The 25,199-nt window shown below is 61.6% G+C and carries 25 protein-coding genes; 17 read left to right on the forward strand and 8 right to left on the reverse strand.

From position 1 onward, the window contains the following. Positions 1-45: 45 nt before the first annotated feature. On the reverse strand, positions 46-1,386 hold the full coding sequence (xseA, locus tag WIT60_RS02455) for an exodeoxyribonuclease VII large subunit (RefSeq protein WP_445207643.1): 1,341 nt from the start codon (positions 1,384-1,386) through the stop codon (positions 46-48). Positions 1,387-1,748: 362 nt separating this feature from the next. On the opposite strand from xseA, the gene WIT60_RS02460 reads away from it, so the two are divergent. The 11 genes from WIT60_RS02460 (at position 1,749) to hemH (ending at position 15,076) form a co-directional block, all read left to right on the forward strand. Beyond that, entirely contained in the window at positions 1,749-2,390 is a 642-nt protein-coding gene (locus tag WIT60_RS02460) for a MotA/TolQ/ExbB proton channel family protein (RefSeq protein WP_339582371.1), read from the forward strand. A 17-nt stretch (positions 2,391-2,407) separates the two neighbouring features. Beyond that, positions 2,408-2,848, forward strand: coding sequence for an ExbD/TolR family protein (locus WIT60_RS02465; RefSeq protein ID WP_339582732.1), 441 nt, complete (start codon positions 2,408-2,410; stop codon positions 2,846-2,848). Between the two features lie 46 nt (positions 2,849-2,894). Then, positions 2,895-3,995: a tetraacyldisaccharide 4'-kinase gene (gene lpxK / locus WIT60_RS02470; RefSeq protein ID WP_339582372.1), complete on the forward strand. Its 1,101-nt coding sequence runs from the start codon at positions 2,895-2,897 to the stop codon at positions 3,993-3,995. Between the two features lie 11 nt (positions 3,996-4,006). Beyond that, the gene (locus WIT60_RS02475; protein WP_339582373.1) at positions 4,007-4,213 is read left to right on the forward strand and encodes a Trm112 family protein; all 207 of its coding nucleotides are present in this window, start codon (positions 4,007-4,009) and stop codon (positions 4,211-4,213) included. 2 nt (positions 4,214-4,215) lie between these two features. Then, entirely contained in the window at positions 4,216-4,971 is a 756-nt protein-coding gene (gene kdsB / locus WIT60_RS02480; protein WP_339582374.1) for a 3-deoxy-manno-octulosonate cytidylyltransferase, read from the forward strand. Positions 4,972-5,101: 130 nt separating this feature from the next. Next, positions 5,102-5,758: an adenylate kinase gene (gene adk / locus WIT60_RS02485; protein WP_339582375.1), complete on the forward strand. Its 657-nt coding sequence runs from the start codon at positions 5,102-5,104 to the stop codon at positions 5,756-5,758. A gap of 116 nt (positions 5,759-5,874) precedes the next feature. After that, complete coding sequence (gene dnaG, locus WIT60_RS02490; protein ID WP_339582376.1) at positions 5,875-7,980, forward strand: DNA primase; 2,106 nt, start codon at positions 5,875-5,877, stop codon at positions 7,978-7,980. A gap of 115 nt (positions 7,981-8,095) precedes the next feature. Beyond that, positions 8,096-10,345, forward strand: a complete 2,250-nt coding sequence (gene rpoD / locus WIT60_RS02495; RefSeq protein WP_339582377.1) for an RNA polymerase sigma factor RpoD — start codon at positions 8,096-8,098, stop codon at positions 10,343-10,345. Positions 10,346-10,485: 140 nt separating this feature from the next. Next, on the forward strand, positions 10,486-11,421 hold the full coding sequence (locus WIT60_RS02500) for an adenylate/guanylate cyclase domain-containing protein (RefSeq protein ID WP_339582378.1): 936 nt from the start codon (positions 10,486-10,488) through the stop codon (positions 11,419-11,421). A gap of 65 nt (positions 11,422-11,486) precedes the next feature. After that, positions 11,487-13,973 (forward strand): PAS domain-containing hybrid sensor histidine kinase/response regulator, encoded by a 2,487-nt coding sequence (locus WIT60_RS02505; protein ID WP_339582379.1) that lies wholly within the window; start codon positions 11,487-11,489, stop codon positions 13,971-13,973. After that, the gene (gene hemH, locus WIT60_RS02510; protein WP_339582380.1) at positions 13,970-15,076 is read left to right on the forward strand and encodes a ferrochelatase; all 1,107 of its coding nucleotides are present in this window, start codon (positions 13,970-13,972) and stop codon (positions 15,074-15,076) included. The genes WIT60_RS02505 and hemH overlap by 4 nt, the downstream gene beginning before the upstream one ends. A gap of 29 nt (positions 15,077-15,105) precedes the next feature. On the opposite strand, the gene WIT60_RS02515 is transcribed toward hemH, so the two are convergent. The 5 genes from WIT60_RS02515 to WIT60_RS02535 form a co-directional block, all read right to left on the reverse strand. Beyond that, complete coding sequence (locus tag WIT60_RS02515) at positions 15,106-16,593, reverse strand: DNA recombination protein RmuC (RefSeq protein WP_339582381.1); 1,488 nt, start codon at positions 16,591-16,593, stop codon at positions 15,106-15,108. Between the two features lie 120 nt (positions 16,594-16,713). Further along, complete coding sequence (locus tag WIT60_RS02520; protein WP_339582382.1) at positions 16,714-17,358, reverse strand: CoA transferase subunit B; 645 nt, start codon at positions 17,356-17,358, stop codon at positions 16,714-16,716. A 2-nt stretch (positions 17,359-17,360) separates the two neighbouring features. Then, complete coding sequence (locus WIT60_RS02525; protein WP_339582383.1) at positions 17,361-18,068, reverse strand: CoA transferase subunit A; 708 nt, start codon at positions 18,066-18,068, stop codon at positions 17,361-17,363. A gap of 156 nt (positions 18,069-18,224) precedes the next feature. Next, complete coding sequence (locus WIT60_RS02530) at positions 18,225-18,626, reverse strand: acyl-CoA thioesterase (RefSeq protein WP_339582384.1); 402 nt, start codon at positions 18,624-18,626, stop codon at positions 18,225-18,227. A gap of 151 nt (positions 18,627-18,777) precedes the next feature. Next, positions 18,778-19,563: an SDR family oxidoreductase gene (locus tag WIT60_RS02535; protein ID WP_339582385.1), complete on the reverse strand. Its 786-nt coding sequence runs from the start codon at positions 19,561-19,563 to the stop codon at positions 18,778-18,780. A gap of 184 nt (positions 19,564-19,747) precedes the next feature. Here WIT60_RS02535 and WIT60_RS02540 point away from each other — a divergent pair, with 184 nt between their 5' ends. The 3 genes from WIT60_RS02540 to WIT60_RS02550 all read left to right on the forward strand — a co-directional run bounded on the left by WIT60_RS02540 (position 19,748) and on the right by WIT60_RS02550 (position 22,550). Then, on the forward strand, positions 19,748-21,433 hold the full coding sequence (locus tag WIT60_RS02540; RefSeq protein WP_339582386.1) for an electron transfer flavoprotein-ubiquinone oxidoreductase: 1,686 nt from the start codon (positions 19,748-19,750) through the stop codon (positions 21,431-21,433). Between the two features lie 70 nt (positions 21,434-21,503). Further along, positions 21,504-21,920: a MerR family transcriptional regulator gene (locus WIT60_RS02545; RefSeq protein WP_339582387.1), complete on the forward strand. Its 417-nt coding sequence runs from the start codon at positions 21,504-21,506 to the stop codon at positions 21,918-21,920. A gap of 54 nt (positions 21,921-21,974) precedes the next feature. Continuing rightward, the gene (locus WIT60_RS02550; RefSeq protein WP_339582388.1) at positions 21,975-22,550 is read left to right on the forward strand and encodes an NAD(P)H-dependent oxidoreductase; all 576 of its coding nucleotides are present in this window, start codon (positions 21,975-21,977) and stop codon (positions 22,548-22,550) included. 41 nt (positions 22,551-22,591) lie between these two features. Here the strand turns inward: WIT60_RS02550 and tadA are convergent, their stop codons facing one another. Next, the gene (gene tadA / locus WIT60_RS02555) at positions 22,592-23,194 is read right to left on the reverse strand and encodes a tRNA adenosine(34) deaminase TadA (protein ID WP_339582389.1); all 603 of its coding nucleotides are present in this window, start codon (positions 23,192-23,194) and stop codon (positions 22,592-22,594) included. A 74-nt stretch (positions 23,195-23,268) separates the two neighbouring features. Then, positions 23,269-23,520 (reverse strand): hypothetical protein, encoded by a 252-nt coding sequence (locus WIT60_RS02560; RefSeq protein ID WP_339582390.1) that lies wholly within the window; start codon positions 23,518-23,520, stop codon positions 23,269-23,271. Between the two features lie 105 nt (positions 23,521-23,625). Here WIT60_RS02560 and WIT60_RS02565 point away from each other — a divergent pair, with 105 nt between their 5' ends. The 3 genes from WIT60_RS02565 to WIT60_RS02575 all read left to right on the forward strand — a co-directional run bounded on the left by WIT60_RS02565 (position 23,626) and on the right by WIT60_RS02575 (position 25,166). Beyond that, positions 23,626-24,099, forward strand: coding sequence for a ribonuclease HI family protein (locus tag WIT60_RS02565; RefSeq protein ID WP_339582391.1), 474 nt, complete (start codon positions 23,626-23,628; stop codon positions 24,097-24,099). A 29-nt stretch (positions 24,100-24,128) separates the two neighbouring features. Further along, complete coding sequence (locus tag WIT60_RS02570) at positions 24,129-24,596, forward strand: hypothetical protein (protein WP_339582392.1); 468 nt, start codon at positions 24,129-24,131, stop codon at positions 24,594-24,596. A gap of 105 nt (positions 24,597-24,701) precedes the next feature. Continuing rightward, on the forward strand, positions 24,702-25,166 hold the full coding sequence (locus WIT60_RS02575; RefSeq protein WP_339582393.1) for a hypothetical protein: 465 nt from the start codon (positions 24,702-24,704) through the stop codon (positions 25,164-25,166). Positions 25,167-25,199: the final 33 nt, after the last annotated feature.

The following is a 25,199-nucleotide window of genomic DNA, read 5'->3' on the forward strand; positions in this document are numbered from 1 at the left end:
GTAGGCACAGCCAGCAGCGTCTCTCGCATGCGCCCGCATGGCCCGTCAATGCGCAGGGCTTATCGCCGATTCAGTTTCGACCGGGGCGTCCGCATCTGTGACGCGCAAGTGCAACACGCCATCGGCAAGGACCGCCGACACCGCCTGGTTGGCCTGCGCCTGCCCGACGCTTGTGATCGCATGCCCCGCCTCATCCGCCAACCAGGCGTATCCGCGCTCAAGCACGCGCTGCGGACTCAAAGCCTCCAGCCGCTCACCGCGCGACACGACACGAGCCCGAGCTTGCGTCAGTTGGATGCCCACCGCACGAGACATGCGCGACTGCAGTCCAGGCAAGGTCTGACCAGCGTCCTGTACGCGCCGCTGCAGTGCCGCCAACATACGGTGATCCAGCACATGCAAGCGCTGGCCCTGCTGCCCCAGCCGCTGAGACGGCCTCGCCATGCGGAAGGCGAGCTGGTCCAGGCGCTGCGCCTGCCCGTCCAGGCGCTGCCCAACCCGGCGCGAAAGGTGCTGCGCCAAAGCATCCAGCTGCGCGCGCGCATCGCCAAGGTCACGCGCCACCATCTCGGCAGCCGCCGTCGGAGTGGGGGCTCGCAAGTCAGCGGCAAAATCCACCAAAGTGATATCGGTCTCATGGCCCACACCACTGATGACCGGTACCGGACACCCCACCACCGCGCGCACCACCCTCTCATCGTTGAAGGACCACAGGTCCTCCATCGAGCCGCCCCCCCGACACACGATGACAGCATCCAGGGTCAGGCCACCATGGTGAGCCAATGTCAAGGCGGCAAGAGCCTGCACCAACTGTGCCGGAGCCTCCACGCCTTGCACTGCCGCAGGCGCAACAACCACCTCGACGTGAGGCGCCCGGCGCGCCAGCGCTGTGAGCACATCTTGCAAAGCGGCAGCGGCCAAGGACGTCACCACACCAATGCGCCTTGGATAGGCAGACACCGAGCGCTTGCGCGCCGCATCGAACAAACCCTCGGACTCCAGTCGCGCCTTCAGTCGCAGGAACTGCTCATACAAAGCGCCAGCACCGGCACGCTGCAAGCCCTCGACCACCAACTGCAACTCGCCCCGCGCCTCATACACCGCGAGATTGCCGCGCGCCTCCACCAGCATCCCTTCCGTGGGCTGGAAATCGACCTGCGAGAGGGATCGACGGAACATCGCACACCGCAAAGACGCCTGCCCCCGCTCGTCCTTGAGCGTGAAATAGCCGTGTCCGCTGGCCGCGCGCGTGAAACCACTGATTTCACCTCGCACCACACACCCCGCAAAGCGGGCGGCCAAACTGTCACCAATGGCCTGGACCAGCGCCGCCACGCCCCACACCCTCGCCAGGGACTGCTCACCAGGCTCCCCCCATCGGCTCACAAAGCCCCCCAATCGAACATCGTCCAAATCACAAGTCCACAGCAGGGCAGATACCCCTGCAGGCACCTACCCCCTATGGGAAAACCACCCCACAACGTCATAAGTCGTTGATTCATATATGTTTTGCACTGCTCAAAATTTAAGCAAACCAAGGTTTCGCGCGTATTTTCGGGGCTCTGGCGACACGAAACACGGCTTACCCACAAAGTTATCCACAGGATCGGTGGATGACTTCACCTCGCACCCAGGGAAAATCCAGGGGATGAAACAGCGCGTGACCGGAGGGCGGCAGGCCAATTTTCCAGCCCATAATCAACGCTTCACCAAGTCCGCCCACGAACGCGTTCACAGGGAGTCTTTCGTTGCTGTCGATCTTACAAGCTGCCGGCTGGCCCATCATCCCACTGGTCCTTTGCTCCATTGTGGGCCTCGCCCTGATCGTCGAGCGCTTCCTGAGCCTGCGCCCCAGTCGCGTCATCCCACCCAGGCTCGTAGATGAGGTGATCACCGTCACACGCGGCGGCCTGCCGAACGCAGACACCATTGAGAAGCTCGCAGACAACTCGGTATTGGGTCAACTGCTGGCCGAGGGCTTGAGTGCCGCTTCAGCCGACCCGCGCATCAGCGAAGAGAAATTGCGCATGGCATTCGAAGTGGGCGGCCGCAAAGCTGTCCATGACATGGAGCGCTACCTGAATGCCATCGGCACCATTGCGAGCGCAGCGCCACTGCTGGGTCTGCTGGGCACCTTGATTGGCATGATCGAGATCTTCGGTGCCTCCGGGGGCGCGAACGGCGTGGGAGCAGACCCCACAGCCCTGGCGCACGGCATCTCTATCGCCCTCTACAACACCGCCTTCGGTTTGATCGTTGCCATACCAGCCTTGATCTGCCACCGCCATTTCCGCACACGGATTGACGGGTATGTCATGGACATGGAGGAAGCTGCGGAGCGCATGCTCCAGCACTTGGTGCGCCTGCCAGGCAAGCGCAACGGCGGTTGAGGCTCACAGCCATGGCGATGCATTTCCGCAAGCGACGCCCGCCGGAGGATCCGGAAATCAACCTGATCCCCTTCATTGACGTGCTCTTGGTCATCCTCATCTTCCTGATGCTGACGACCACCTATTCGAAAGTTTCCGAACTGAAGATCAACCTGCCTACGGCCAATGCGCAGGCCACCAAGGCTCGCCCAGCCGAGATCATGGTGCTTGTGGCCGCTGATGGCCGTTACATGGTCAATCAACGCATGCTGGCGGGTCGAGGCATTGAGACCCTGGCGGCCAGCCTGGCCCAAGTTGCAGGCAACGCCAAAAACACCGTGGTGATCATCAATGCCGATGCCCAGGCATCCCACCAGAGCGTCATCAACGTGATGGACGCCGCGCGGCGTGTGGGACTGACCCAATTGACCTTTGCGACACAAGGTCAGCACGACGGCGCAGCCAAGTCTGAGCCTTGACTCGCACCTTGAGCGCGCCCAGGCGCCCCGCCCCGACGTCGCCCCCATGAGCCTCCTCGCAGAGCATCTCCAACGCGCTTGGTTGCGGCGCGGCCCAATGGCGTACTTGCTGTGGCCGCTGTCCTGCCTCATGGCCGTTCTGGTGTGGGTGCGACGATTGGCGTACCACCGCGGCTGGCTGGCCTCGACACGCCTGCCCGTGCCTGTGATTGTGGTCGGCAACCGAATTGTGGGGGGGGCCGGCAAGACCCCCACCACCATTGCCCTCTTGCAGCACCTCCAGGCTCGCGGCCTGCGCCCCGGAGTTCTGACCCGCGGCTATAAGGCCCGGCAGGACACGCTACCACACCGCATCCTGGATGAGCGGACCCATGCGCAATTGGAGGCCACCGACACCGGAGATGAGCCTTTGCTGATCTGGCGCCGCACCCATGCCCCCATGGCGATCGCGCGCCATCGTGCCCAAGGTGGGCGGGCACTGCTGGACGCCCACCCCGAAATCGACATTCTGGTGTGTGATGACGGGCTGCAGCATCTGGCACTGCAGCGAGACATCGAGATCATCGTGTTTGATGAGCGTGGCCAAGGCAACGGCTGGCTGCTGCCGGCAGGGCCGCTGCGTGAACCCATCACCACCCCTGACACACCGGGTTTGCGCACACCACCGCTGGTGCTCTACAACGCCGCCACAGCCAGCACACCCTTGAGCGGCTTCACGGCACAGCGCACCATGGCCCCTCTGCGCAGCCTGAGCCATTGGTGGGCGGCAGATCGTGCCTCGATCGACAGCAAGCCTCCTCCCCCCGGCGCAACTGTCCTGGCCCTGGCCGGCATTGCCCAGCCTCAGCGCTTTTTTGACGCACTGACCGCGCTCCATTACCGAGTGCAGGGCATCCCTTTGGCCGATCACGCCGACTTTGCCCAATTGCCATGGGACGATGCGGACATCGACTTGATCGTGACCGAAAAAGACGCCATCAAGTTGGACCCCATCCGGCTACAACAGATGCGCCCTCGCACACGAGTCTGGGTGGCGGGGCTAGACTTCTGCCCTGAACAAGCCTTCTGGGCCCAACTGGATGCGGCCCTCAACCGCCTCCCCCTCCGACACTCGCGCGTCAACCCAACGGTGACGCCGCTCACTTGACTGCTCCTGTCATGGACACTCGCCTCATCGAACTGCTGGTTTGCCCGGTCTGCAAAGGCCCCCTTCACCGCCCGCCCCTGGCAGACCACCTGATCTGCCGCGCAGACCGCCTGGCCTTCCCTATCCGTGACGGCATCCCCGTGATGCTTGAAAACGAGGCCTTGGCGCTGGACGAACAAGACCAGCCCATCGACCCAGGCGCCGTGCCGGAGGCCTGATCATGAGCTTCACCATCCTGATCCCCGCGAGGCTGGCATCCACCCGCCTGCCGGACAAGCCTCTGGCAGACATCGCTGGCCTGCCCATGGTGGTGCGCGTTGCACAGCGGGCGGCGCAAAGCCACGCGAGCCAGGTGGTGGTCGCGACCGACAATGAGCGCATCGAGGCGGCTTGCCAAGCGCATGGCGTTGCCTGTGTGATGACCCGTGCCGATCACCCCACCGGCAGCGACCGTCTGGCAGAGGCCTGCGAGTTGCTGGGACTTGAAGGTGATGATGCGGTCGTGAACGTGCAAGGCGACGAACCCCTGATCGACCCGCATCTGATCGATGCCTGCGCAGCACAACTGACGCAGCGCCCGGATTGCGTGGTCAGCACTGCAGCACACCCCATCGAAGACCCTGCCCATTTTGGAAACCCCAACGTGGTGAAAGTGGTGACCGATGCACAAGGTAGGGCGCTGTACTTCTCGCGCGCGCCGATTCCTTGGTGGCGCGACGCTCCGATGGCCGGACAACCCGCCGATGGCGCAGACACACCCCTGCGCCACATCGGCATTTACGGCTACCGTGCGGGCTTCCTGCGACGCTTCCCCCAACTCGCGGTCAGCCCGCTGGAGCGACTCGAGTCGCTGGAGCAGTTGCGCGTTCTCTGGCATGGCGAGCGCATTGCCGTTCACATCACGCCCCATGCGCCCGGTGCAGGCGTCGACACACCGGAGGATCTGGCCCGCGTCCGTGCCCTTTTTGGTGCATGAACCTGGGAGTCTTGTAGAAGACTGTCCACATGCCCCACCTGAGCGAGGGGGTATGCGTGATATCCTCCGAGCTTGTTAATGCTGCCCGATATCGCTCGGGCGGCAGCTTCATCGGACACCGAGGATTTACATGAGACTGATTCTGTTGGGCGCGCCCGGCGCCGGCAAAGGCACGCAAGCGGCCTTTCTGTGCCAGAAATTTGGCATTCCGCAGATCTCGACGGGTGACATGCTGCGTGCCGCCGTCAAGGCTGGCACCGAGTTGGGTCTCGCCGCCAAGAAGGTCATGGATGCGGGCGGCCTGGTGAGCGATGACATCATCATCGGCTTGGTCAAGGAGCGCATCCAGCAAGCGGACTGCGCCAATGGCTTCCTTTTCGACGGCTTCCCACGCACCATTCCTCAAGCCGAAGCCATGAAGGTGGCTGGCGTCAAGATCGATTACGTGCTGGAAATCGACGTCCCAGACAGCGCCATCATTGAGCGCATGAGCGGTCGCCGTGTCCACGTGGCCTCCGGTCGCACATACCACGTCGTGTTCAACCCGCCCAAGGTCGCTGGCAAGGACGACGTCACCGGTGAAGAGCTCATCCAACGTGACGACGACCAGGAAGAAACCGTGCGCAAGCGCTTGGACGTCTACCATCAGCAAACCCGCCCTCTCGTTGACTACTACGGTCAGTGGGCCGCCACCGGCGATGCCGAGGCACCGCAGTATCGCAAGATCGAAGGTCTGGGCTCCGTTGACGACATCACGGCGCGCGCCCTGGAAGCTCTCACCAAGTAAGCGCCCCCTCAGCCTGCCTGCAGGCTGACCTCAACGGCCCCGCCGCCCTGCTGCGTCGGGGCCGTTGCGTTCTGATCGTCCGTTCGGGTCGTTTTACCCCTCATGTCGCCAGCACCGTGATCCCTCAGTCGTTCATTCAGGATCTGCTTGCCCGCACCGATGTCGCCGACGTCGTGGGCCGCTACGTCACCCTGAAGAAGGCCGGCATCAACTACAAGGGCCTGTGCCCGTTCCACGGCGAAAAAACACCGAGCTTCATTGTCAGCCCTTCGCGGCAGACATATCACTGCTTCGGCTGCGGCGTACATGGCAACGCCCTCGGGTTCCTGATGGAGTATGGAGGCCTGGGCTTCGTCGACGCCGTGAAGGATTTGGCCCAGATGCAGGGCATGCAGGTGCCCGACGAGGACATCAGCCCACAAGAGCGCGAGCGCCAGAAGCAGGTCAAAGAGAAGCAAAACTCCCTGACCGACGTGATGGCCACGGCGGCCCAGCACTGGAAGCAGCAACTCAAGAAGAGCCAACGCGCCATCGACTACCTGAAAGCACGTGGGCTCAGCGGACAGATCGCGGCCCGCTTTGCCCTGGGCTACGCACCGGACAGCTGGCGCGGCCTGGCCAGCGCGTTCCCCAAATACGATGACCCCTTGTTGGTGGAGTCCGGGCTGGTCGTCAGCCACGAGGCACAGGACGGCGAAGCAGAAGGCAAGCGATACGACCGCTTCCGTGATCGGATCATGTTTCCGATCCGTAATCCGCAAGGTCAGGTCATTGGTTTTGGTGGCCGCGTTCTGGACAAAGGCGAGCCGAAGTACCTGAACTCCCCTGAGACGCCCGTGTTCGTCAAAGGTCGCGAGCTCTACGGTTTGTTCGAGGGTCGCGCGGCCTTGCGCAACAAGGGCTACGCCATTGTCACTGAGGGCTACATGGACGTGGTGGCACTGGCACAGTGGGGTTATGGCAATGCCGTGGCCACACTTGGCACGGCCTGCACGGCCGAGCACGCTCAGAAGCTGTTTCGCTTCACCGATCAAGTGGTTTTCAGCTTCGACGGCGACGCCGCCGGTCGCCGGGCCGCAGGTCGCGCCCTGGAGGCCGTGCTGCCGCACGCCACCGATACCCGACGCATCAGCTTTCTGTTCTTGCCAGCCGAGCACGACCCGGACAGCTACATTCGGGAGTTCGGCCCGGAAGCCTTTGAGGCCTGCATCAAGAAGGCTGTCCCCCTGTCCCGCCAGGTACTGGAGCACGCCAGTGCCGACTGCGACCTCGACAGCGCCGAGGGCCGTGCTCGCCTGCTGGTGCAGGCCATACCGCTGATTGCCCAGTTCCCCGACGGCGCACTCAAGGGCTTGATTGCCGACGACCTGGCTCACATGGCCCGCACCTCACCGGAGGAGGTGCGCCGCCGGATCGCGGACCACCAGCCCTCGACACAGAGGCCAGTGCCTGCACAGCGCAGTAGTGGCGACCGCATGCGCAGTCATGACGGCACACCTCCGGCGTTCGATCCTGACGAAGGTGGCTCGACAGGACCACACGACGACCGCCATGTCCCCACCTTCGAACCCGACGGCGGCAATGACGCCTGGGCCGACGTGTATGTCGAGCAGGACATGCAGCCCTACACCCCGCCCGAACCGGCACGTCGCCGCGATGGCCAACCCTGGAAACCCTGGAAAAACGGCGGCAACTCGCGCTGGCAAAGCCGTGGCAGCCCGGTCGTGCAACGACCCGTGCCACAAGCAGCCACCCCGCTCGACCGCATTGTCTGGGCGCTGATCTCCCACAGCGACTTTTGGGAGCAATTGCCCAGCCCGACGCAAGACCTTCTGTGCGACCAAGCGGCGCCCTACGGCGAGTTCTTCCGATGGCTGGACCAAACCGTGCTCCACCATGGGCCCTTGAGTCGTGACGCGTTGACGCACCAAATGACCAACGACCCGGAGGAGGCGCCCTCCCACGCCGAGACGGCGCACTTCAAAGCGCTGGCACGCCGTATCGCGCATTTTCATGAACTGCCAGACGATCAGGACACCGTGACCAGCCTGATCAACCTGATTCGTCCCCTGGAGTTGGTGGCCCTCAGTGAAGAATTGAAGATGCTGCTGCAGTCTGGCGAGGAACTCTCCGAAGCCGCAGAAAACAGAAAAATGGAGCTGATTCGCCTCACCAACCAAATGAAACTTGAAATCAGCCAGCACCGCCCCATATCAGGGTGAGGACCGCCGGACGCCGCCTGACGCCCCTCGATCTCGCCCCATTTTTGACGCTCTCCATCGCTTGCGCGATAATGGAGGGTTGGACAAGCCCCTGCAATCTCTCCCGAGGAAGCGCATGACCGCGAAAAAAGCCGCGAAATCCGCTGTGACGACAGCCACCCCTGAAACCGACGAGCCAGAGAAGAAAGTCTCCAAAGTGAAGCGCGTCGCCAAGGCCGTGGAAGCCGACACCGTTGAAGCCGCCGCCGCTGAACCCAAAAAGCGTGGTCGCAAGCCCAAGGCTGCGGCAGGTGCCGAGACGCCTGCAGCGAAGAAATCGGCCAAGAAGGCTGCAGCGTTCGATGAGGATGACGTAGGCGATCTGGAGGCCGAACTCGAAGGCGAGCTCGACGCCACCGAGGCAGAAGCCGCCGAGGCCACCGCGGGTGACGACAAGCCCAAGGCCAAGCCCTTGCGCATGAAGGTGTCTCGCGCCAAGGAACGCGCACTGATGCGTGAATTCGGCATCGACGACACAGCCCTGTCCGAAGAAGAGGTCAACAAACGCCGTCAGGACCTCAAGACCCTGATCAAACTGGGTAAGACCCGTGGCTTCCTGACGCACCAGGAAATCAACGACCACTTGCCTGAGAAGCTGGTCGAGGCCGAAATCCTCGAAGCCATCATCTCCATGTTGAACGACATGGGCGTGGCGGTGTACGAACAGGCCCCCGACGCGGCCACGCTGCTGATCTCCAACAGCGCCCAGTCGACGGCCACCGAAGAGGAAGCCGAAGAAGCCGCGGAAGCCGCCCTGTCCACCGTGGACTCGGAATTCGGTCGCACCACCGATCCGGTGCGCATGTACATGCGCGAAATGGGCACGGTCGAGTTGCTGACCCGTGAAGGCGAAATCGAAATCGCCAAGCGCATCGAAGGTGGCCTGCAGGCCATGATGCTGGCCATTTCGGCCTCGCCCACCACCATCGCCGAGATCCTCGAGATGGCGGACAAGATCCGCGCTGGCGAAACCCCCATCACCGAGGTGGTGGACGGTTTCGTGGCTGCTGACGAAGCCGACGACTACGTGGCCGAAGAAGACTTCGACGAGTTCGACGAAGAGGACGACGACGACGGCAACGGCGGCTCCAAAGCGCTGACCAAGAAGCTCGAAGAAATGAAGAACCAGGCCCTGGTCAAGTTCGACGCCCTGCGCGCGAACTTCGACAAGATGGCCAAGGCCTTCGAGAAGGACGGCTACAAGTCGGCCCCGTACAACAAGGCCCAGGAAGCCATCAGCCATGAACTGATGACCATCCGCTTCACGGTCAAGATCATCGAACGCCTTTGCGGCCTGCTCCGTGGTCAGGTCGATGACGTCCGTCGCTACGAGCGCGAACTGCGCAAGATCGTGGTCGACAAGTGCGGCATGTCGCAAGACCAGTTCATCAAGAGCTTCCCGCCCAACATCCTGAATCTGGAATGGGCGGTCAAGGAATCGCAAGCGGGCAAGCCTTACAGCGCCGTCATGGGACGCAGCCTGCCCGCCATCCAGGAACTGCAGCAAAAGCTGATCGACCTGCAGGCCAAGGCCGTCGTGCCCATTGAAGACCTCAAGCAGATCAACAAGCGCATGAACGAGGGCGAAAAGGCCTCGCGCGATGCCAAGAAGGAAATGATCGAGGCCAACCTGCGTCTGGTGATCTCGATCGCGAAGAAGTACACCAACCGCGGCCTGCAGTTCCTCGACCTGATCCAGGAAGGCAACATCGGCCTGATGAAGGCGGTGGACAAGTTCGAATACCGTCGCGGCTACAAGTTCTCGACCTACGCCACTTGGTGGATCCGTCAGGCCATCACGCGCTCGATCGCCGACCAGGCCCGCACCATCCGCATCCCGGTTCACATGATCGAAACGATCAACAAGATGAACCGCATCTCGCGCCAGCACCTGCAGGAATTCGGCTTCGAGCCCGATGCCCCGACGCTGGCCGAGAAGATGGAAATGCCGGAAGACAAGGTCCGCAAGATCATGAAGATCGCCAAGGAGCCGATCTCCATGGAAACCCCGATCGGCGACGACGATGACAGCCACCTGGGTGACTTCATCGAGGACACCAACAACACCGCCCCGATCGAGGCTGCGATGCAGGCCGGTCTGCGCGACGTGGTCAAGGACATCCTCGACAGCCTGACCCCACGCGAAGCCAAGGTGCTGCGCATGCGCTTCGGTATCGAGATGTCCACCGACCACACGCTGGAAGAAGTGGGCAAGCAGTTCGACGTCACCCGCGAACGCATCCGCCAGATCGAAGCCAAGGCGATCCGCAAGCTCAAGCATCCCTCACGGTCTGACAAGCTCAGAACCTACTTGGACAATCTGTAAAGCTGGGCAATTGCCCTTGTGCCCTGCGCACCACAAACCCGGCCTCGTGCCGGGTTTTTTCATGGAGTGCTGCTAAATTCACCCCTGAATGCGTGTTTTCTTCACACCTGTTGCCAGCAGCTTGACCGGGACCACACCTCATGGGTAATACGACGGAACGAGCCATCCTGTTTGCCGACCTGCGCAGCAGCACGGCGCTCTACCTGAAGTTGGGCAACAAGGAAGCCGCTCGCCTCGTCACCCACAGCCTTGCCTTGCTGGGTCAAATCATCGAGCGCGCAGGCGGGCGTGTGGTCAAAACGCTGGGTGACGGGCTGATGGCCGTCTACGACAACGCGGAGCGTGCCGTGGATGCATCCACCTCACTTCATGAGTCCGTCGAGCGCGTGGCCCCTGGTGACGGTGGCGCAACATCCAAGGACGGCCCGGTCAAGCTGAAGATCGCGATTGCCTGGGGGGAAACCGTCGAGGTTGATGGCGATTGTTTTGGAGATGCGGTCAACGTGGCGGCGCGCTTGCTTGATCTGGCCGGTGAGAGCGAAACGCTCACAACCGCCGAACTGCTGCGCCAACTGCCTTCGGACCACCTTGATCGCTTCCGCAGCATCGACAAGCTCTACTTGCGCGGGCGCAAAGAGCCGGTTTCGGTGGTACGCATGGAGCGCAGTCGCTTTGGCGACACCATGTCCACTGTCGTGTTTGACACCCTCCCCTCCGACATGCCAGACGGCATCCGCCTGATCTGGATGGGCACGGAGCGGGTGTTCTCCACCGCCAGCATGCCTGTGATCCTGGGTCGCAGTCCGCAAGCCCATTTCTGTGTCAGCGATGCCCGCGTCTCGCGTTCCCACGCGCGCATCGAGTCCCACAGTGGCCAGCTTTATCTGAGCGATCTGAGCTACAACGGTACACACGTCAAGTTCGATCACGATGAGCAGGTGATGACCTTGAGACGCGGCACGTGCACGCTTCATGGCAGCGGGGTGATCGCACTCGGTGCACCGCCCAACGACCCCAGCAGCACACAAATCCGATTTGACGTGCTCAGCTTCTCAGACACCTTGCCGCAGTACTGACCCGTGCTTTTCACCCGCGCCCCACTGCGGCCCTTCGTGCAGATCCAGAACTTGAGCCGCACGGCATGAGTTGGTCTGGCCCGACCTCACCTGAACACGCACGCGTCGCCTTGCTGCAGGCCACTCGCCTGTTGGAAACGTCTGAAGCGCCTCCGGCTTTTGCAGCACTGGCGCGCTTGGCAGCCACGCAAACCAGCAGCCCATTTGCGGCAATTCACCTCATTGATGCGCATTCTGTGCAGGTGCTGGCTGGCGTGGGTAGCTTGCCAAGACGTCAGAGCCGAGAACACGCCCTGAGCACCCAGATGCTGCATCGTGACGGACTCTGGTTGGTCCCAGATACCCGAGACCTGACGCCCCCCCCGCACCTGCCTGACGATGCATGGCCGACCGCATATGCGGGACTCCCTCTCGTCGTCGAGGGGCATGTATTGGGCGCGCTGTGTGTGATGGATCTGCAAGTGCGCCATTGGCAAGCGGATCAAATGGCAGGCCTCGCCGACGCGGCCTGTGCTGCCAGCGCCTTGTTGGCGGCCGAACTGAACAGGCAACGCGCACGGCGCATGGACGCCCGCGTGCGCACGGCCAGCCTGGCTGGGCAAGACTGGCTGTGGGAGACAGACCGAGAAAGCCGCTTGGTCTGGGTCTCCAGCAGCATGGTTCAGCATCTGGGCCTGGACCCCGAATACGAGATCGGCAGCAAGGGTGTGGACTTTTATCAACCTCTGCCTGGCGCGGAGTACGCCCGGCAGTGGGCGCAATTCCAAGAGGCACGCATGCGGCGCGAGCCTTTCAGCAATGTGCTGGGACAACGAGACACACCACGTGGACGTGTCATTGTCAGCATCAGCGGTCTACCGGTCTTCGATCGTCAGGGTAACTTCATGGGCTACCGCGGCTCCAACCGTGACGTGACGCGCCAAGTGCAGACCGAGATCGCCATGCGCTGCGCCCAGGAGCAACTGCTCAGCCAGCAGGCAGAGTTGCGAGAAAGCGAGGCCCGACTCAGCGCTGTGCTGGAAGCACTGCCTGACATCTGGTTTGTTCTGGACGAAAACAACCACTATGTGGATGGGCACGAAGCTCACCCGCTGCTGATTCGCCCCATTGAGGAGTTGCGGCAACACGCCATCGGCTACGAGCTGCCGACCGACGTGGCTCAACTTCAGCAAGCCGCCCTGGAGCGACTCAGAGACAGCGGCCAGCCCCAGCGCCTGGAGTACGACCTGCGCACCAACGATGGCGTCTTGCGCCACTTCGAAGCTCGGTTGGTGGCCATGGGCAAAAAGCAGACCCTGTTCGTGGCGCGCGACATCACCCCCATCAAGAAGGCGGAGTTGACACTGCGCGACAAACAGGCTGCTGAAGCTGCCAACGCGGCCAAGAGTGCGTTTGTCTCGCGCATGAGCCACGAAATCCGCACGCCGCTCAATGCGATCAGCGGGTTCGCTCAGTTGTTGCTTCATCAATTGACACCCGCACCACACAAGGAAGAACACCTGGGCTACGTTCGCCACATTCTGGACGCCTGCGAACATCTGACCGCCCTGGTCAATGACGTACTGGATCTCCAGAAGATCGAGACCGGCCACTTGGCGTGCAGCACCGAGAAGGTCAGCCTGTCCGAGATCGTGCAGCGGGGGATTTGCATGCTGGGGCCCCTTTCAGCGCGTCAAGGAGTAAACCTGCTTTCGGACATTGCGCCGGGCTGCATCGTGCACGCTGACCGTCGACGACTCAGCCAGGTTGTGATGAACCTGGGCTCCAACGCCATCAAGTACAACCACGCCGGTGGCTTGGTGCGATTCACAGTGGAGCCTTTGAGCACGGGACAATGGGCCTTGCACATAGAAGACAATGGCCCCGGCATGACCGAGAGTCAACTCGCCAGACTGTTTCAACCCTTTGAGCGACTGGGCAAAGAAATGTCCCACATTGAAGGGTCAGGTCTTGGCCTTATCATCACGCGCTCATTGATTGAGGCAATGGGGGGCGAGTTGCAGGTCCGCAGCAGCCCGGGTGTCGGTACCCGTATGAGCGTTATCCTGAACCGGGGCTCGGCGGACCCACTCACAAACGATGACACCGAACCCTCAACTCCTCAGCCAGCCTCGGACAGGTCTTTGCCACAACCCATGCCGACCACGCCAGACCCACTCGATCAGACCCCGTTGAGCGTGTTGTACGTCGAAGACAACCGCATCAACGCCATGCTGTTCGAAGAGGCCTTGCGCCCCCACACACGCCTCGCCGTGACCGTGGTCGAAGATGGGCAGACGGCCATCGCGCAGGTGAGCCAATCCATCCCGGATGTACTGGTGCTTGATGCCCATCTGCCTGACATGGACGGGTTAGCCTTGTTGGCCGCGCTGCGCAAGCTGCCAGGTCTGGCCAACGTACCTGCTTACATGTGCTCGGCCGACGCCATGCCCGAAGACATCGCCCAAGCCAAATCGGCTGGATTCACCGGATACTGGACCAAACCCATCGATATCCGCCTCATCGTCAGCGAATTGACACAACTGGCCGACAAGAAGTACCTGCAGCCATGAGCACTCAGCCAGAACCCGCTTTCCGACACGGACAAGCACCCCGAACTGGGGTGCTGCTGGTCAACCTGGGCACACCGGAAGCCCCAACGACCGCAGCCCTGCGCCGCTACCTCGGGCAGTTTCTCAGCGACCCTCGTGTGGTCGAGATTCCGCGCCTGCTGTGGAAGCCGATTTTGCACGGCATCATCCTGCGCGTGCGTCCGCGCAAGTCCGCCGCCAAGTACGCGAGCATCTGGACACCAGAGGGTTCGCCTTTGCGCGTGTGGACCGAGAAGCAAACCAAGCTCTTACAAGGCTTTCTGGGAGAGTCGGGCCATCAAGTGCTGGTGAGGCACGCCATGCGCTACGGCGAACCCGCCATTGGCAAAGCCCTGAGCGCGCTCAAGGCTGAAGGCGCGACCCGTGTGCTGGTTGTCCCCTTGTACCCGCAATATTCGGGTGCAACGACCGCCAGCGTCATGGACGAAGTGTTCGCATGGGGACGCTCAACCCGCCTCTTGCCAGAGTTACGGCACATCAATCGGTTCCATGATGACGCTGGCTATCTGGAAGCGCTGGCCAATACGGTGCGCCGCCATTGGCAGGAGAACGGCCAACTGGGAACCAGAGACAAGTTGGTGATGAGCTTTCACGGCATGCCCCGTCGCACGCTGGATCTGGGTGACCCCTATCACTGTGAATGCCTGAAAACAGGTCGCCTGCTGGGAGAGCGACTCGGGTTGAGTCGCGAGCAGTATGTCGTGACGTTCCAAAGTCGATTTGGCAAGGCAAAGTGGCTCGAGCCGTATACCGAGCCCACGCTGCAGGCTCTGGCCAAGGCAGGTACGGAACGCGTCGATGTGATTTGCCCAGGCTTCGTGTCTGACTGCATCGAAACGCTGGAGGAAATTGCCATGGAAGGCAAGGCCGCCTTCCTGAACAACAACGGCAAGGTGTTCCATTACATTCCCTGCCTGAATGATCAACTCGACTGGATGCGTGCCCTGAGCCAGTTGGTCAGGCAGCACATGCAAGGATGGCCCACCCACGCAGACCAGTTGCCATCCGCAGATGCTCTAAGCCGTCAGCATGATCGGGCCTTGGCTGCGGGAGCCAAGGAATGAGCTCGCGCTGTCGCCGGGACCGTGCTGACTCAGTCCTGAGATGGCGCCTCACCCGAGTCAGGCTCCCCGGGTAACAGTTCTTGCGCCTGTGCGTCCGGCATGGCTTCGACCTGCTTGAGCGCGCGACCCATGACACGGGTACGTGTTTCGACGGACGAGATCGTGTGGCTGGCCTCGTCCAGTTTTTTGCGGGTCTTGGCCAACACATCGCCAAACTTGCCGAACTCGGTCTTGACCGCGCCCAGCACCTGCCAAACTTCGGACGAACGTTTTTCCAGTGCCAACGTGCGAAAACCCATCTGCAGGCTGTTGAGCGTCGCGAGCAAGGTGGTGGGCCCGGCCAGCATCACGCGGCATTCGCGCTGCAGAGACTCAACGAGGCCCGGGCGCCGCAACGCCTCGGCGTACAAGCCCTCTGTGGGCACGAACAAGATGGCAAAGTCTGCGGTGTGGGGAGGGGCCAAGTACTTGTCTCGGATGGTTTTGGCTTCCTGACGCAGGCGCATTTCCAGGGCTTTTGCTGCGGCATCGACGCCCGCCACGTCAGCTTTGTCCTGCGCCTCAAGCAAGCGCTCGTAATCCTCACGTGGGAACTTCGCGTCCACCGGCAGCCACAGCGGCGCGTCGCCCGCCCCACCCTTGCCAGGCAGACGAATGGCGAACTCCACCCGAGCGCCACTCCCCGGCACGGTCTCGACGTTGACGGCATATTGTTCAGGCGTGAAAACCTGCTCCAACAGGCCAGCCAGTTGCACTTCACCAAAGATCCCTCGGGTCTTGACGTTGTTGAGCACACGGTTGAGCGAGCCCACATCGCTGGCAAGACGTTGCATGTCGCCCAGGCCGCGATGGACCTGCTCCAGACGCTCGGCGACTTGCTTGAAACTCTCCCCAAGGCGCGCCTCCAGTGTGGCGTGGAGCTTTTCATCCACCGTCTGACGCATCTGCTCCAGCTTTCTCTCGTTGTCCGCCTGCAAGGCCTGCAGTCTCGTTTCAACGGTTGAGCGCACTTCGGACAAACGACGGTCGTTGGACTCCGACAAGACTCGCAATTGCTCGGACACTGCCTCACTCAGGCGACGTAAAGCTGACTCTTGCGACTCGTTGAAGCGTGCCAAAGCGATCGCCTGAGCCTCACGCAAGGCTGTGGCTTGCAGGCCCTGTTGATGCGTGGCATCTCGCAGGCTATCGCTCAGACCTTGCTGCAAACGGGCCAACTGCACACGGAAACTGTCGAGTAGCTCGTTCTGGGTTCGCGTTGTATCGCCCTGCTGCGCCAACAACGTTTGCTGGAACTGCGCCAGGGTGGCCCCCAGCTCCTGCCGCGTTCCGGTCGCGCTGCGAGCGACCTCATCGCGCAACTCACGACTCAACTGCTCCGAACGCTGACGCGATTCCGCACTGAGATCCATCCCGAGTTTGACGATCGCGTCATCGTTGAAACGTGCGGGGCGCAATGCCAGCCACAAGATCGCCGCCAGATTCAGCAACAACAGCGCGAGAATGATCCAGTTCATGGGAGGGATTGTCTCAGAGCCTCGACCATGAAAAAGGCTGCCCGCAGGCAGCCTTGTGTCTTCCATCAGCGCTCGCTGAACTCGCACCCTCAAGGGGCCGTCCGTTCAAGACTACACCGATCAAGCCTCGAGGTGCGACAGGTGCACATGCGCACCGGTCTTGGTGCGAACCTCTTCCGGGGTCACCCCCGGAGCCAGCTCCACGCACTTGAACCCGTCAGGCGTCACATCGAGAACGCACAACTCGGTGATGATGCGGTCGACCACACCCACCCCGGTCAGCGGCAATGTGCATTGCTGCAGCAACTTATGTTCGCCATTCTTGGCACTGTGCTCCATGAGCACCACCACGCGCTTGACACCAGCGACGAGATCCATCGCGCCGCCCATGCCCTTGACCATCTTGCCAGGGATCATCCAGTTGGCCAGATCGCCCTTCTCGGACACCTGCATGGCCCCGAGGATGGACAGGTTGATCTTGCCGCCGCGGATCATCGCGAAACTCTCATGCGAGCCAAAGATGGACGAGCCAGGCAGCACGGTCACCGTCTGCTTGCCGGCGTTGATCAGGTCGGCGTCCACCTCATCTTCTGTCGGAAACGGACCAATGCCCAGCATGCCGTTTTCCGATTGCAGCCACACGTCGATGTCAGGGGACACATGGTTGGCCACCAAGGTAGGCAAGCCGATGCCCAGGTTCACATAGAAGCCGTCTTGCAGTTCCTGCGCGGCACGCGCCGCCATTTCATCATGGGTCCAGGGCATGGTCAGGCTCCAGCAGTTTCACGAAGGGTACGCTTCTCAATGCGCTTCTCAGGTGAGGCATTGAGCACGATGCGGTGCACGTAAATGCCAGGCAAGTGCACGGCATCGGGATCGATGCTGCCGGTTTCGACAATTTCTTCCACTTCGACGATCGTGACCTTGCCAGCCATGGCTGCAGCAGGGTTGAAGTTGCGGGCGGTGCGACGGAAAATCAGATTGCCCGACTTGTCGGCCTTCCAGGCTTTCACCAGCGCCACTTCGGGCACCAGCGCACGCTCCATCACATAGAGCTCACCATCAAACTCACGGGTTTCCTTGCCTTCGGCCACCAGAGTGCCCACACCGGTCTTGGTGAAGAAAGCGGGAATGCCTGCGCCACCGGCACGCAACTTTTCGGCCAGCGTGCCCTGCGGAGTGAATTCCAGTTCAAGCTCGCCAGCAAGGTACTGACGCTCAAACTCCTTGTTCTCACCGACATAACTGGAGATCATCTTCTTGATCTGGCGGGTGTTGAGCAACTTGCCCAAACCAAAACCATCCACCCCAGCGTTGTTGGAGATCACCGTCAGGTCCTTGACGCCGGACGCCTGCAAGGCATCGATCAACGCCTCTGGAATCCCGCACAGGCCGAAGCCCCCTACTGCGAGCAACTGCCCGTCTTTGACGATCCCAGCCAGCGCACTGGCGGCGTCGGGATAGACCTTGTTCATCCACACACTCCTTGGCAACAGGGGTTATTTATGCTGCGTCGCAGCATTCAAAGCGTACACCGGGATGTCATGAAAAACCAGACACCCGGCCGAAAAACGACAGGGGTATCCACGCAAAGCGACGCCAGGGAATGTACGGCCGTGTCTGGGGGCGGCTCAGTGACTGGGCAAAGCGGGCGGCCTGTCCTGACCTGGCAGTGCTGGCACCTTGCCCTGCAGGGCCCGAATGGGCTCTGGCAAAGGCACTGGGCGACCATCCTCACTGCTCACCCACACAAGCGTGGCACCGCCCGCGGCGTAGGGCTCGCCTGGCTCATCGCGCCGCTCAATCGTCACAAACGTGTCAATGCTGGTACGACCCGGTGAGGCCACATACAACTTCACCACCAAGTCTCCTGGAAAAACCAACGGCCGGTAGAAGTTGAAAAACGCATTGGCTATGACTGGGCCCCCTTTGGCGTCGTTGATGCTGCCCGTCATGGCCTCGATCCACGTCACCCGCGCCTGTTCCATGTACCTGAAGTAGACGGTGTTGTTGACATGGCCGAGGCTGTCCATGTCCCCCCACAAGATGGGTAAGGACGTCTCATGGACAAGGATTTTGTGTTCAGGAATGTCCAATCGCATGGTGTGTGCTCGCTTGGGTTCTGCCAGTGAAGTGAAAAGTGCCACCAGCAGCAAGTACGGCCTGCGCCGCCAAATTCAAGCGTCAGGACGCCGCCATGCCATCATCGGCGGAAATGACCGCACCGTTGATGAAGTCACTCTGCGCCGAACACAGCATCACCAGCAGCGCATCCAGATCCTTCGGATGACCCACGCGTTGACGCGGCAGCATCTTGATCAGCTTCTGCCCACCTTCGGTTTCCCAATGGTGGTGGTTGATCTCCGTGTCGATGTAGCCAGGGCAGATGGCGTTGGTGGTGATGCCAAATCGCCCCCACTCGGCCGCCATCACCTTGGTCATGTGAATGACAGCCGCTTTGCTCATGCAATACACCCCGATTTGAGGGAGGGTGCGCAGACCGGCCGCGGAGGCAATGTTGATGATCCGGCCACCTGCAAAGACCCCCGGTGCTGCGCCCTTGGCACGGGCCAACATGCGCTTGGCAACCTCTTGGGCCATGAAGAATGCGCCGCGCGTGTTGGTGCCGAAGACGTGGTCGTAACCGTCCTCGGTGACATCCACCAAACGCTCTGTGGTGCTCACCCCGGAGTTGTTGATGAGGATGTCGATGGGCCCGACTTCGGTCTCTGCGTGAGCGACCGCTGATCTGATGCTGTCGACACGTGTCACGTCGAGAGACACCACGTGGGCATCGCCGCCTGAGGCCTCGATCTCCGAGCGCAAATCCTTGAGCCGCTCGATGCGACGGCCACCCAGCACAACCGCTGCGCCGGCACCGGCCAGCGTGCGGGCAAACTGGGTGCCGAGACCGCTGGAAGCACCGGTGATCAGGGCCACACGGCCAGAAAGATCAAGTGTGTAACTCATGGAAACGTATCCTTCGCAATGGGTGATCAGACCTTAGCACGCCATCGACTCCCGTCGACTGCACGGCAACAATGCAAAGCTGCCTTGCTTAACTGGCAAGGAATTTTTGCACTTCCGCAGAATAGAATCGCACTTTTGATCGATAACAACAGAACGCTGTTTGTCAGAAACAGAAGGAATCACGATGACGCCCCAGGAAATCCTTGAGCAGTTTGGCCCCCGCGAGTCGATGGAATATGACGTCGTGATCGTGGGCGCCGGTCCTGCTGGCCTGTCCACCGCCATCCGCTTGAAACAGCTGGCCGAGAAAGCTGGCAAGGAAGTCAACGTCGTCGTGCTCGAAAAGGGCTCGGAACCCGGCGCGCACATCCTGTCGGGCGCTGTGATGGACCCGATCTCGATGAACGAGCTGTTCCCGAACTGGAAGGAACTCGGCGCTCCGCTGAACCAGCCAGTCACGGAAGACCAGGTGCTGGTGCTGAGCGAAACCGGCGCCATGGCCACACCTCAGGCCCTGATACCCAACAACTTCCACAACCACGGCAACTACGTGATCAGCCTGGGTGCGGTCACCCGCTGGCTGGCCCAACAGGCCGAGAACCTGGGCGTGGAAATCTTCCCTGGCTTCGCGGCCGCTGAAGTGCTGTACAACGACGACGGCTCGGTCAAGGGCGTCGCCACCGGCAACATGGGCGTCGACAAGTCGGGCGAACCGACCGACAACTTCCAGCTGGGCATGGAACTGCTGGGCAAGTACACCATCTTCGCTGAAGGTGCACGGGGCCATCTGGGCAAGCAACTGATCGCCAAGTTCAAGCTGGACGAAGGCAAGGATCCGCAAAGCTACGCCATCGGTATCAAGGAACTGTGGGAAATCGACCCGGCCAAGGCCAAGCCTGGCCTGGTGGTGCACACCGCTGGCTGGCCGATGGACACCCAGACCTACGGCGGTGGCTTCCTGTACCACCTGGAAGACAACAAGGTCACCCTCGGCTTTGTGACCGGCCTGGACTACAAGAACCCCTGGCTGAGCCCCTTCGAGGAAATGCAGCGCTGGAAGACCCACCCCAGCATCAAGCCGATCTTGGAAGGCGCCAAGCGCCTGAGCTACGGCGCCCGCGCCATCACGGCTGGCGGCATCCTGTCGTTGCCCAAGACCGTGTTCCCGGGTGGCGCCTTGGTGGGCTGTGACGCCGGCTATCTGAACGCCGCCCGCATCAAGGGTTCGCACGCCGCCATGAAGACCGGCATGCTGTGCGCCGACGCCATCTTCGACGCCCTGAACGCCGACCGTCAGCACGACGAGCTGAGCGCCTACCCTGCTTCGTTCGAGAAGAGCTGGCTCAAGGAGGAGCTGGACACCTCCAAGAACTTCAAGCAGTGGTTCAAGAAGGGCATGTACGTTGGCATGCTGATGACCGGCATCGAGCACTGGCTGCTGCCCAAGCTGGGCATCAAGTCGCCTCCCTGGACCATCCACCGCACGGCTGCCGATCACACCTATCTGCAACCGGCAGCCTCGATGCCCAAGATCGAGTATCCGAAGCCCGATGGCAAGATCACCTTCGATCGCCTGAGCTCGGTGTTCATCTCGAACACGAACCACGAAGAGCACCAGCCCGCTCACCTGACGCTGAAGGACGCCTCGGTGCCCGTCAACGTGAACTTGGCCAAGTTCGGCGGTCCGGAGTCGCGTTACTGCCCGGCCGGTGTGTACGAATTCGTGAAGAACGACGACAACAGCGATCGCCTGGTCATCAACGCGCAGAACTGCGTGCATTGCAAGACCTGCGACATCAAGGATCCGACCCAGAACATCGTGTGGGTCACGCCCGAAGGCGGCGGTGGTCCGAACTACGCTGGCATGTAAGCCCAACGCAAAAGGAGTCCCTCGGGACTCCTTTTTTCATGGGCTCCATCACTGAGCTATGCTTGGCGCCATGTCCGCTCACGGCAAGCTCCCTTACCTCACCATCGGACAGGTTTCGCAGCACACGGGCGTGAGTGCAAAAGCCATCCGCCACTATGAATCGCTCGGCCTGATTCCCGCTGTGCCGCGCCGTGGCACCTACCGCCTTTATCGCCCAGAACACGTCGATGCGATTCGCTTGATCCGCAAAGCGCAGAGCCTGGGATTCACGTTGGCGGAGTTGCGAAGGCTGGGTACCGATGGCTGCACACCTGATTGGCACCGTTTCGTCGAGGCGCTGGTCCTGAAGCGAAAATCTGTGGCGATGGAAATGGCGCGACTTCAGACGCTCGACGCAGAGCTCGCAGACCTGCAGGCCACCCTGCCTGGGTTGATTGCTTCCGAACTGGACTGTGCCATGTTGACGACAGCGTTAACAGGGTCTTGACCTTCCCTCCGGGGGCAAGGTTCAACATGTGACCATGCCAACTTCGGAGGCGCCATGACCATCCGCACCTTGCTCATTCTGGGACACCCCAACCCCGCCAGTTTCAATGCGGCCCTGGCCGATGCGTACGCGACAGCTGCCCAAGAAGCGGGAAGAGAGCTACGCCGACTTGACCTGCACGCCTTGCGCTTTGACCCCATCTTGCACGCTGCTTATCGAGGCGAACAGGCGCTGGAAGCGGACTTGCAGGCCGCACAGACCGATATGCTGTGGGCCGAAGAGATCGTCTGGATCTATCCGGTGTGGTGGGGCGGCCTGCCCGCTCTGCTCAAGGGCTTTCTGGACCGGGTGCTGCTGCCTGGATTCGCCTACAAGTTTCACCCAGGACATCTTCGCTGGGACCGACTGCTCAAGGGGCGAACGACGCGCATCATCGTCACCCAGGACACCCCAGGCTGGTACGACCGCTTTGCTTATGGCCGCCCTGCATGGCGGCAGATGAAACACACCGTCCTGGCATTCTGTGGACTCAAGCTGCTGAGCAGCACCTTGTACGCGCCCGTGGTCAGCTCCACCCCCGCCCTCCGTGAACGCTGGCTTGCCGATGTCAGCCGCCTGGCGAAGCTGTGACTCGGCGTGATGATCAGACTCACGACATCGCCAGGCTCAACTCACACCCGCTCGCCGTCGGTCTCGCCGTCGATCACCTGCGGCAGGGGAATCGGCTCATGCTGAGGATCAGGCTCGATGACATCCAGCCCATTCATGGCCTGACGGGAGGCAGCAGCCTGTCGCGCATCGCGCTCGGCCTTGATCTGCGCACGACGCTCAGCAAAAAACTGCTTGAGCAGTTGACTGCTGGCTTCAGCCATCACCCCGCCGACGATCTGGGTGTGGTGGTTGAGTTGGCGTAACGCAAACAGGTCCGTCACAGAACCTGCCACACCGGTCTTCGGATCGGTGGCCGCAAACACCACCCGCTTGAAGCGCGCATGCATCAGCGCCATGGCACACATGGCGCACGGCTCCAGCGTGACGAACAACTCGCAATCTGGCAAGCGATAGTTTTCGAGCAACTGAGCGGCATGGCGCAATGCCACGATCTCGGCATGCGCCGTGGGATCGTGCGTGGTGATCGGGCGGTTGTAGCCTGTGGCAATCACCTGCCCCTCACGCATGATGACCGCCCCCACCGGCACCTCACCTGCCAACCAGGCGTTGTGGGCCTGATCGAGGGCAATGCGCATGGCAACTTCGTCGGAAGGCAGGAACATGGAAGGGACAAGACAAGCCAAAAACAGGACGCCATTATCGCGTTGAAGGGGCAAGTCCCCTCCTCAATGCGGTATCAAGGCTGTTTGCGCTCCAACTCCTGGTCAAGCTGGTCACTGCGGTTTTGCATCATGCTGTTGACGTCTGTTTGCACCTGCTGCGGCAGCTGACGTGCCTGTTGCGGCGTGCTCACGCTCGGCACGGCCACGGTGTCGCTGGCCACTGAAGCGGCTGGCGCCACGGCCTGCACAGCACCCAGTTGCTTCTTGACCAGCACGGCCACAATGAGCAGAACAACCACCAGAGACAAGAGGCTCAGACTTCTCATGCGCGGCACCAACAATCAAGGAAAATGGGAGGGTTTGGGAACGAACAGGTGGTCAGAGGCCACTGACGTTGGCATTGTGCCCTCAACATCCAAATTTGCCACCTGATGTCCACATCACCTTGTGAGACCGTTGCACTGCCGACCTGGGTGGTGCATTGCGACGGCAGCGCCCTCCCCAACCCAGGACGCATGGGCTTGGGCGTGGTGATCAGGGCCCCCGATGGTGAGCGGCATATGCTGTCGCAAGCCGTACAAGGGGTGGGCTGCAACAATGAAGCGGAATTGCGTGCCGTGATGACCGGCTTGCACAGCCTGCCGCACTCGTGTCGACATGTGGTGATCTACAGCGACAACAGCATCCTGGTGAGCCAATTGATGCAGCTGGATGCGAGGCCAGTTGCACGCCTGGCCAACCTGTTCAACGAGGCCCGCACCCTGCTGAATCGGTTTGACACCGTTGCGCTGAAGTGGATACCTCGCCATCGCAACGCGGAAGCCGATGCCCTTGCTCGGGGCGCTCTGGGCCTGGCTCCGAAATTGGCACGCAAGACCGTTTCAACACGCCAACCGGGTTCATGAGAACGCACGACTCATGATCCAATCTCATCATGAATATTAAAACCATTCTCACAGGGGGAGCAGCCTTGCTGCTGCTGAGCGTGGCCTGGAAAAATCGGGATGGCGAATGGATGCAAAGTTTCACCTCCACGCATCGCTCGCAAGACCAACCGGCCATCCGCTTTGACAACGACGCGCCAGACAGTGGAGCGCCTTCAGCCGGCCTCTCACCCGCGCAAGCGACACAGACGGCGCGACCAGTCGGCATACGCAAATGCCGTCGCGGTGACCATGTGATCTACACCGACGAGGCGTGTCCAGCCGGCAGTCGTGAACACGCCATGAGCGGAGGCGCCGTGACCGTGGTGCCTACTCAGCCGTCACCACCCACCGCCAAGCTGCCCAGCGTATCGGGTACGCCCGGCAGCCGCTTGCCTCACGCGAAGGAGATCCTGCTGCACGACGATGGTCAGGCGCGTTTGCGCGATCAGGCGATGGAACGTGTCATCAACCGCTGACACACAACCGGGTGAAAGCCTGAGGTCATCAGAGTAGGCTTGAGGGCACTTCTGCGCTACGCTGACACGGTCTTGTGTGTTCTCCACTTTTTCAAGGACGTTGGCATGCCTCACTCCTACAGTCAGAAGAACATTGGCCAGGGCGCGGCGCCCACCTCGAACGCAGATCAAGGCATGCGTCTGGTGGCTCCCCTTCACCTGCGCACCTCGACGGCCACCTGCTGGAAATGCCATGGTTTGACCCAGGTGCACGCGCTGGTCGCCAGTGACGTGGTGGACCTGGGTGAGTCAGGCCAAGCTCGCACCTATGTACACGGCATTGCCAACCCGCCAGAAGAGTTGACCCAGTCCCTGCGCTTTCTGGCGCCCAACCTGCGGGTGGATGAGCCCGACGCCGACGGCGAGTTGCGCCTGACCAACCACTGCGGACATTGCGGCGCCTTGCAGGCCGACGTCTACCTTTTTGAGGAACCTGGTGCACCTTTCTTTGGCCGCCCGCCAGAAGGGCATTTGGGCGCCGAGATCCTGGGCCACGACGTTCAGGTCGATGACGCCCGTTACAGCACCTGAGTCACGCCGGCCCGTTGGGCCTCAGCGCCCGGT

This window comes from Aquabacterium sp. G14, from assembly GCF_037482285.1.
Classification (GTDB): domain Bacteria; phylum Pseudomonadota; class Gammaproteobacteria; order Burkholderiales; family Burkholderiaceae_C; genus Aquabacterium.

What these genes read in the sequence shown, in the direction of transcription:
- WIT60_RS02465 (WP_339582732.1), top strand. Translation starts at nt 2,408, where the DNA reads ATGCATTTCCGCAAGCGACGCCCGCCGGAGGATCCGGAAATCAACCTG.
- lpxK (WP_339582372.1), top strand. Translation starts at nt 2,895, where the DNA reads ATGAGCCTCCTCGCAGAGCATCTCCAACGCGCTTGGTTGCGGCGCGGC.
- WIT60_RS02475 (WP_339582373.1), top strand. Translation starts at nt 4,007, where the DNA reads ATGGACACTCGCCTCATCGAACTGCTGGTTTGCCCGGTCTGCAAAGGC.
- kdsB (WP_339582374.1), top strand. Translation starts at nt 4,216, where the DNA reads ATGAGCTTCACCATCCTGATCCCCGCGAGGCTGGCATCCACCCGCCTG.
- adk (WP_339582375.1), top strand. Translation starts at nt 5,102, where the DNA reads ATGAGACTGATTCTGTTGGGCGCGCCCGGCGCCGGCAAAGGCACGCAA.
- rpoD (WP_339582377.1), top strand. Translation starts at nt 8,096, where the DNA reads ATGACCGCGAAAAAAGCCGCGAAATCCGCTGTGACGACAGCCACCCCT.
- WIT60_RS02500 (WP_339582378.1), top strand. Translation starts at nt 10,486, where the DNA reads ATGGGTAATACGACGGAACGAGCCATCCTGTTTGCCGACCTGCGCAGC.
- WIT60_RS02505 (WP_339582379.1), top strand. Translation starts at nt 11,487, where the DNA reads ATGAGTTGGTCTGGCCCGACCTCACCTGAACACGCACGCGTCGCCTTG.
- hemH (WP_339582380.1), top strand. Translation starts at nt 13,970, where the DNA reads ATGAGCACTCAGCCAGAACCCGCTTTCCGACACGGACAAGCACCCCGA.
- WIT60_RS02515 (WP_339582381.1), bottom strand. Translation starts at nt 16,593, where the DNA reads ATGAACTGGATCATTCTCGCGCTGTTGTTGCTGAATCTGGCGGCGATC.
- WIT60_RS02520 (WP_339582382.1), bottom strand. Translation starts at nt 17,358, where the DNA reads ATGCCCTGGACCCATGATGAAATGGCGGCGCGTGCCGCGCAGGAACTG.
- WIT60_RS02525 (WP_339582383.1), bottom strand. Translation starts at nt 18,068, where the DNA reads ATGAACAAGGTCTATCCCGACGCCGCCAGTGCGCTGGCTGGGATCGTC.
- WIT60_RS02530 (WP_339582384.1), bottom strand. Translation starts at nt 18,626, where the DNA reads ATGGACAGCCTCGGCCATGTCAACAACACCGTCTACTTCAGGTACATG.
- WIT60_RS02535 (WP_339582385.1), bottom strand. Translation starts at nt 19,563, where the DNA reads ATGAGTTACACACTTGATCTTTCTGGCCGTGTGGCCCTGATCACCGGT.
- WIT60_RS02540 (WP_339582386.1), top strand. Translation starts at nt 19,748, where the DNA reads ATGACGCCCCAGGAAATCCTTGAGCAGTTTGGCCCCCGCGAGTCGATG.
- WIT60_RS02545 (WP_339582387.1), top strand. Translation starts at nt 21,504, where the DNA reads ATGTCCGCTCACGGCAAGCTCCCTTACCTCACCATCGGACAGGTTTCG.
- WIT60_RS02550 (WP_339582388.1), top strand. Translation starts at nt 21,975, where the DNA reads ATGACCATCCGCACCTTGCTCATTCTGGGACACCCCAACCCCGCCAGT.
- tadA (WP_339582389.1), bottom strand. Translation starts at nt 23,194, where the DNA reads ATGTTCCTGCCTTCCGACGAAGTTGCCATGCGCATTGCCCTCGATCAG.
- WIT60_RS02560 (WP_339582390.1), bottom strand. Translation starts at nt 23,520, where the DNA reads ATGAGAAGTCTGAGCCTCTTGTCTCTGGTGGTTGTTCTGCTCATTGTG.
- WIT60_RS02565 (WP_339582391.1), top strand. Translation starts at nt 23,626, where the DNA reads ATGTCCACATCACCTTGTGAGACCGTTGCACTGCCGACCTGGGTGGTG.
- WIT60_RS02570 (WP_339582392.1), top strand. Translation starts at nt 24,129, where the DNA reads ATGAATATTAAAACCATTCTCACAGGGGGAGCAGCCTTGCTGCTGCTG.
- WIT60_RS02575 (WP_339582393.1), top strand. Translation starts at nt 24,702, where the DNA reads ATGCCTCACTCCTACAGTCAGAAGAACATTGGCCAGGGCGCGGCGCCC.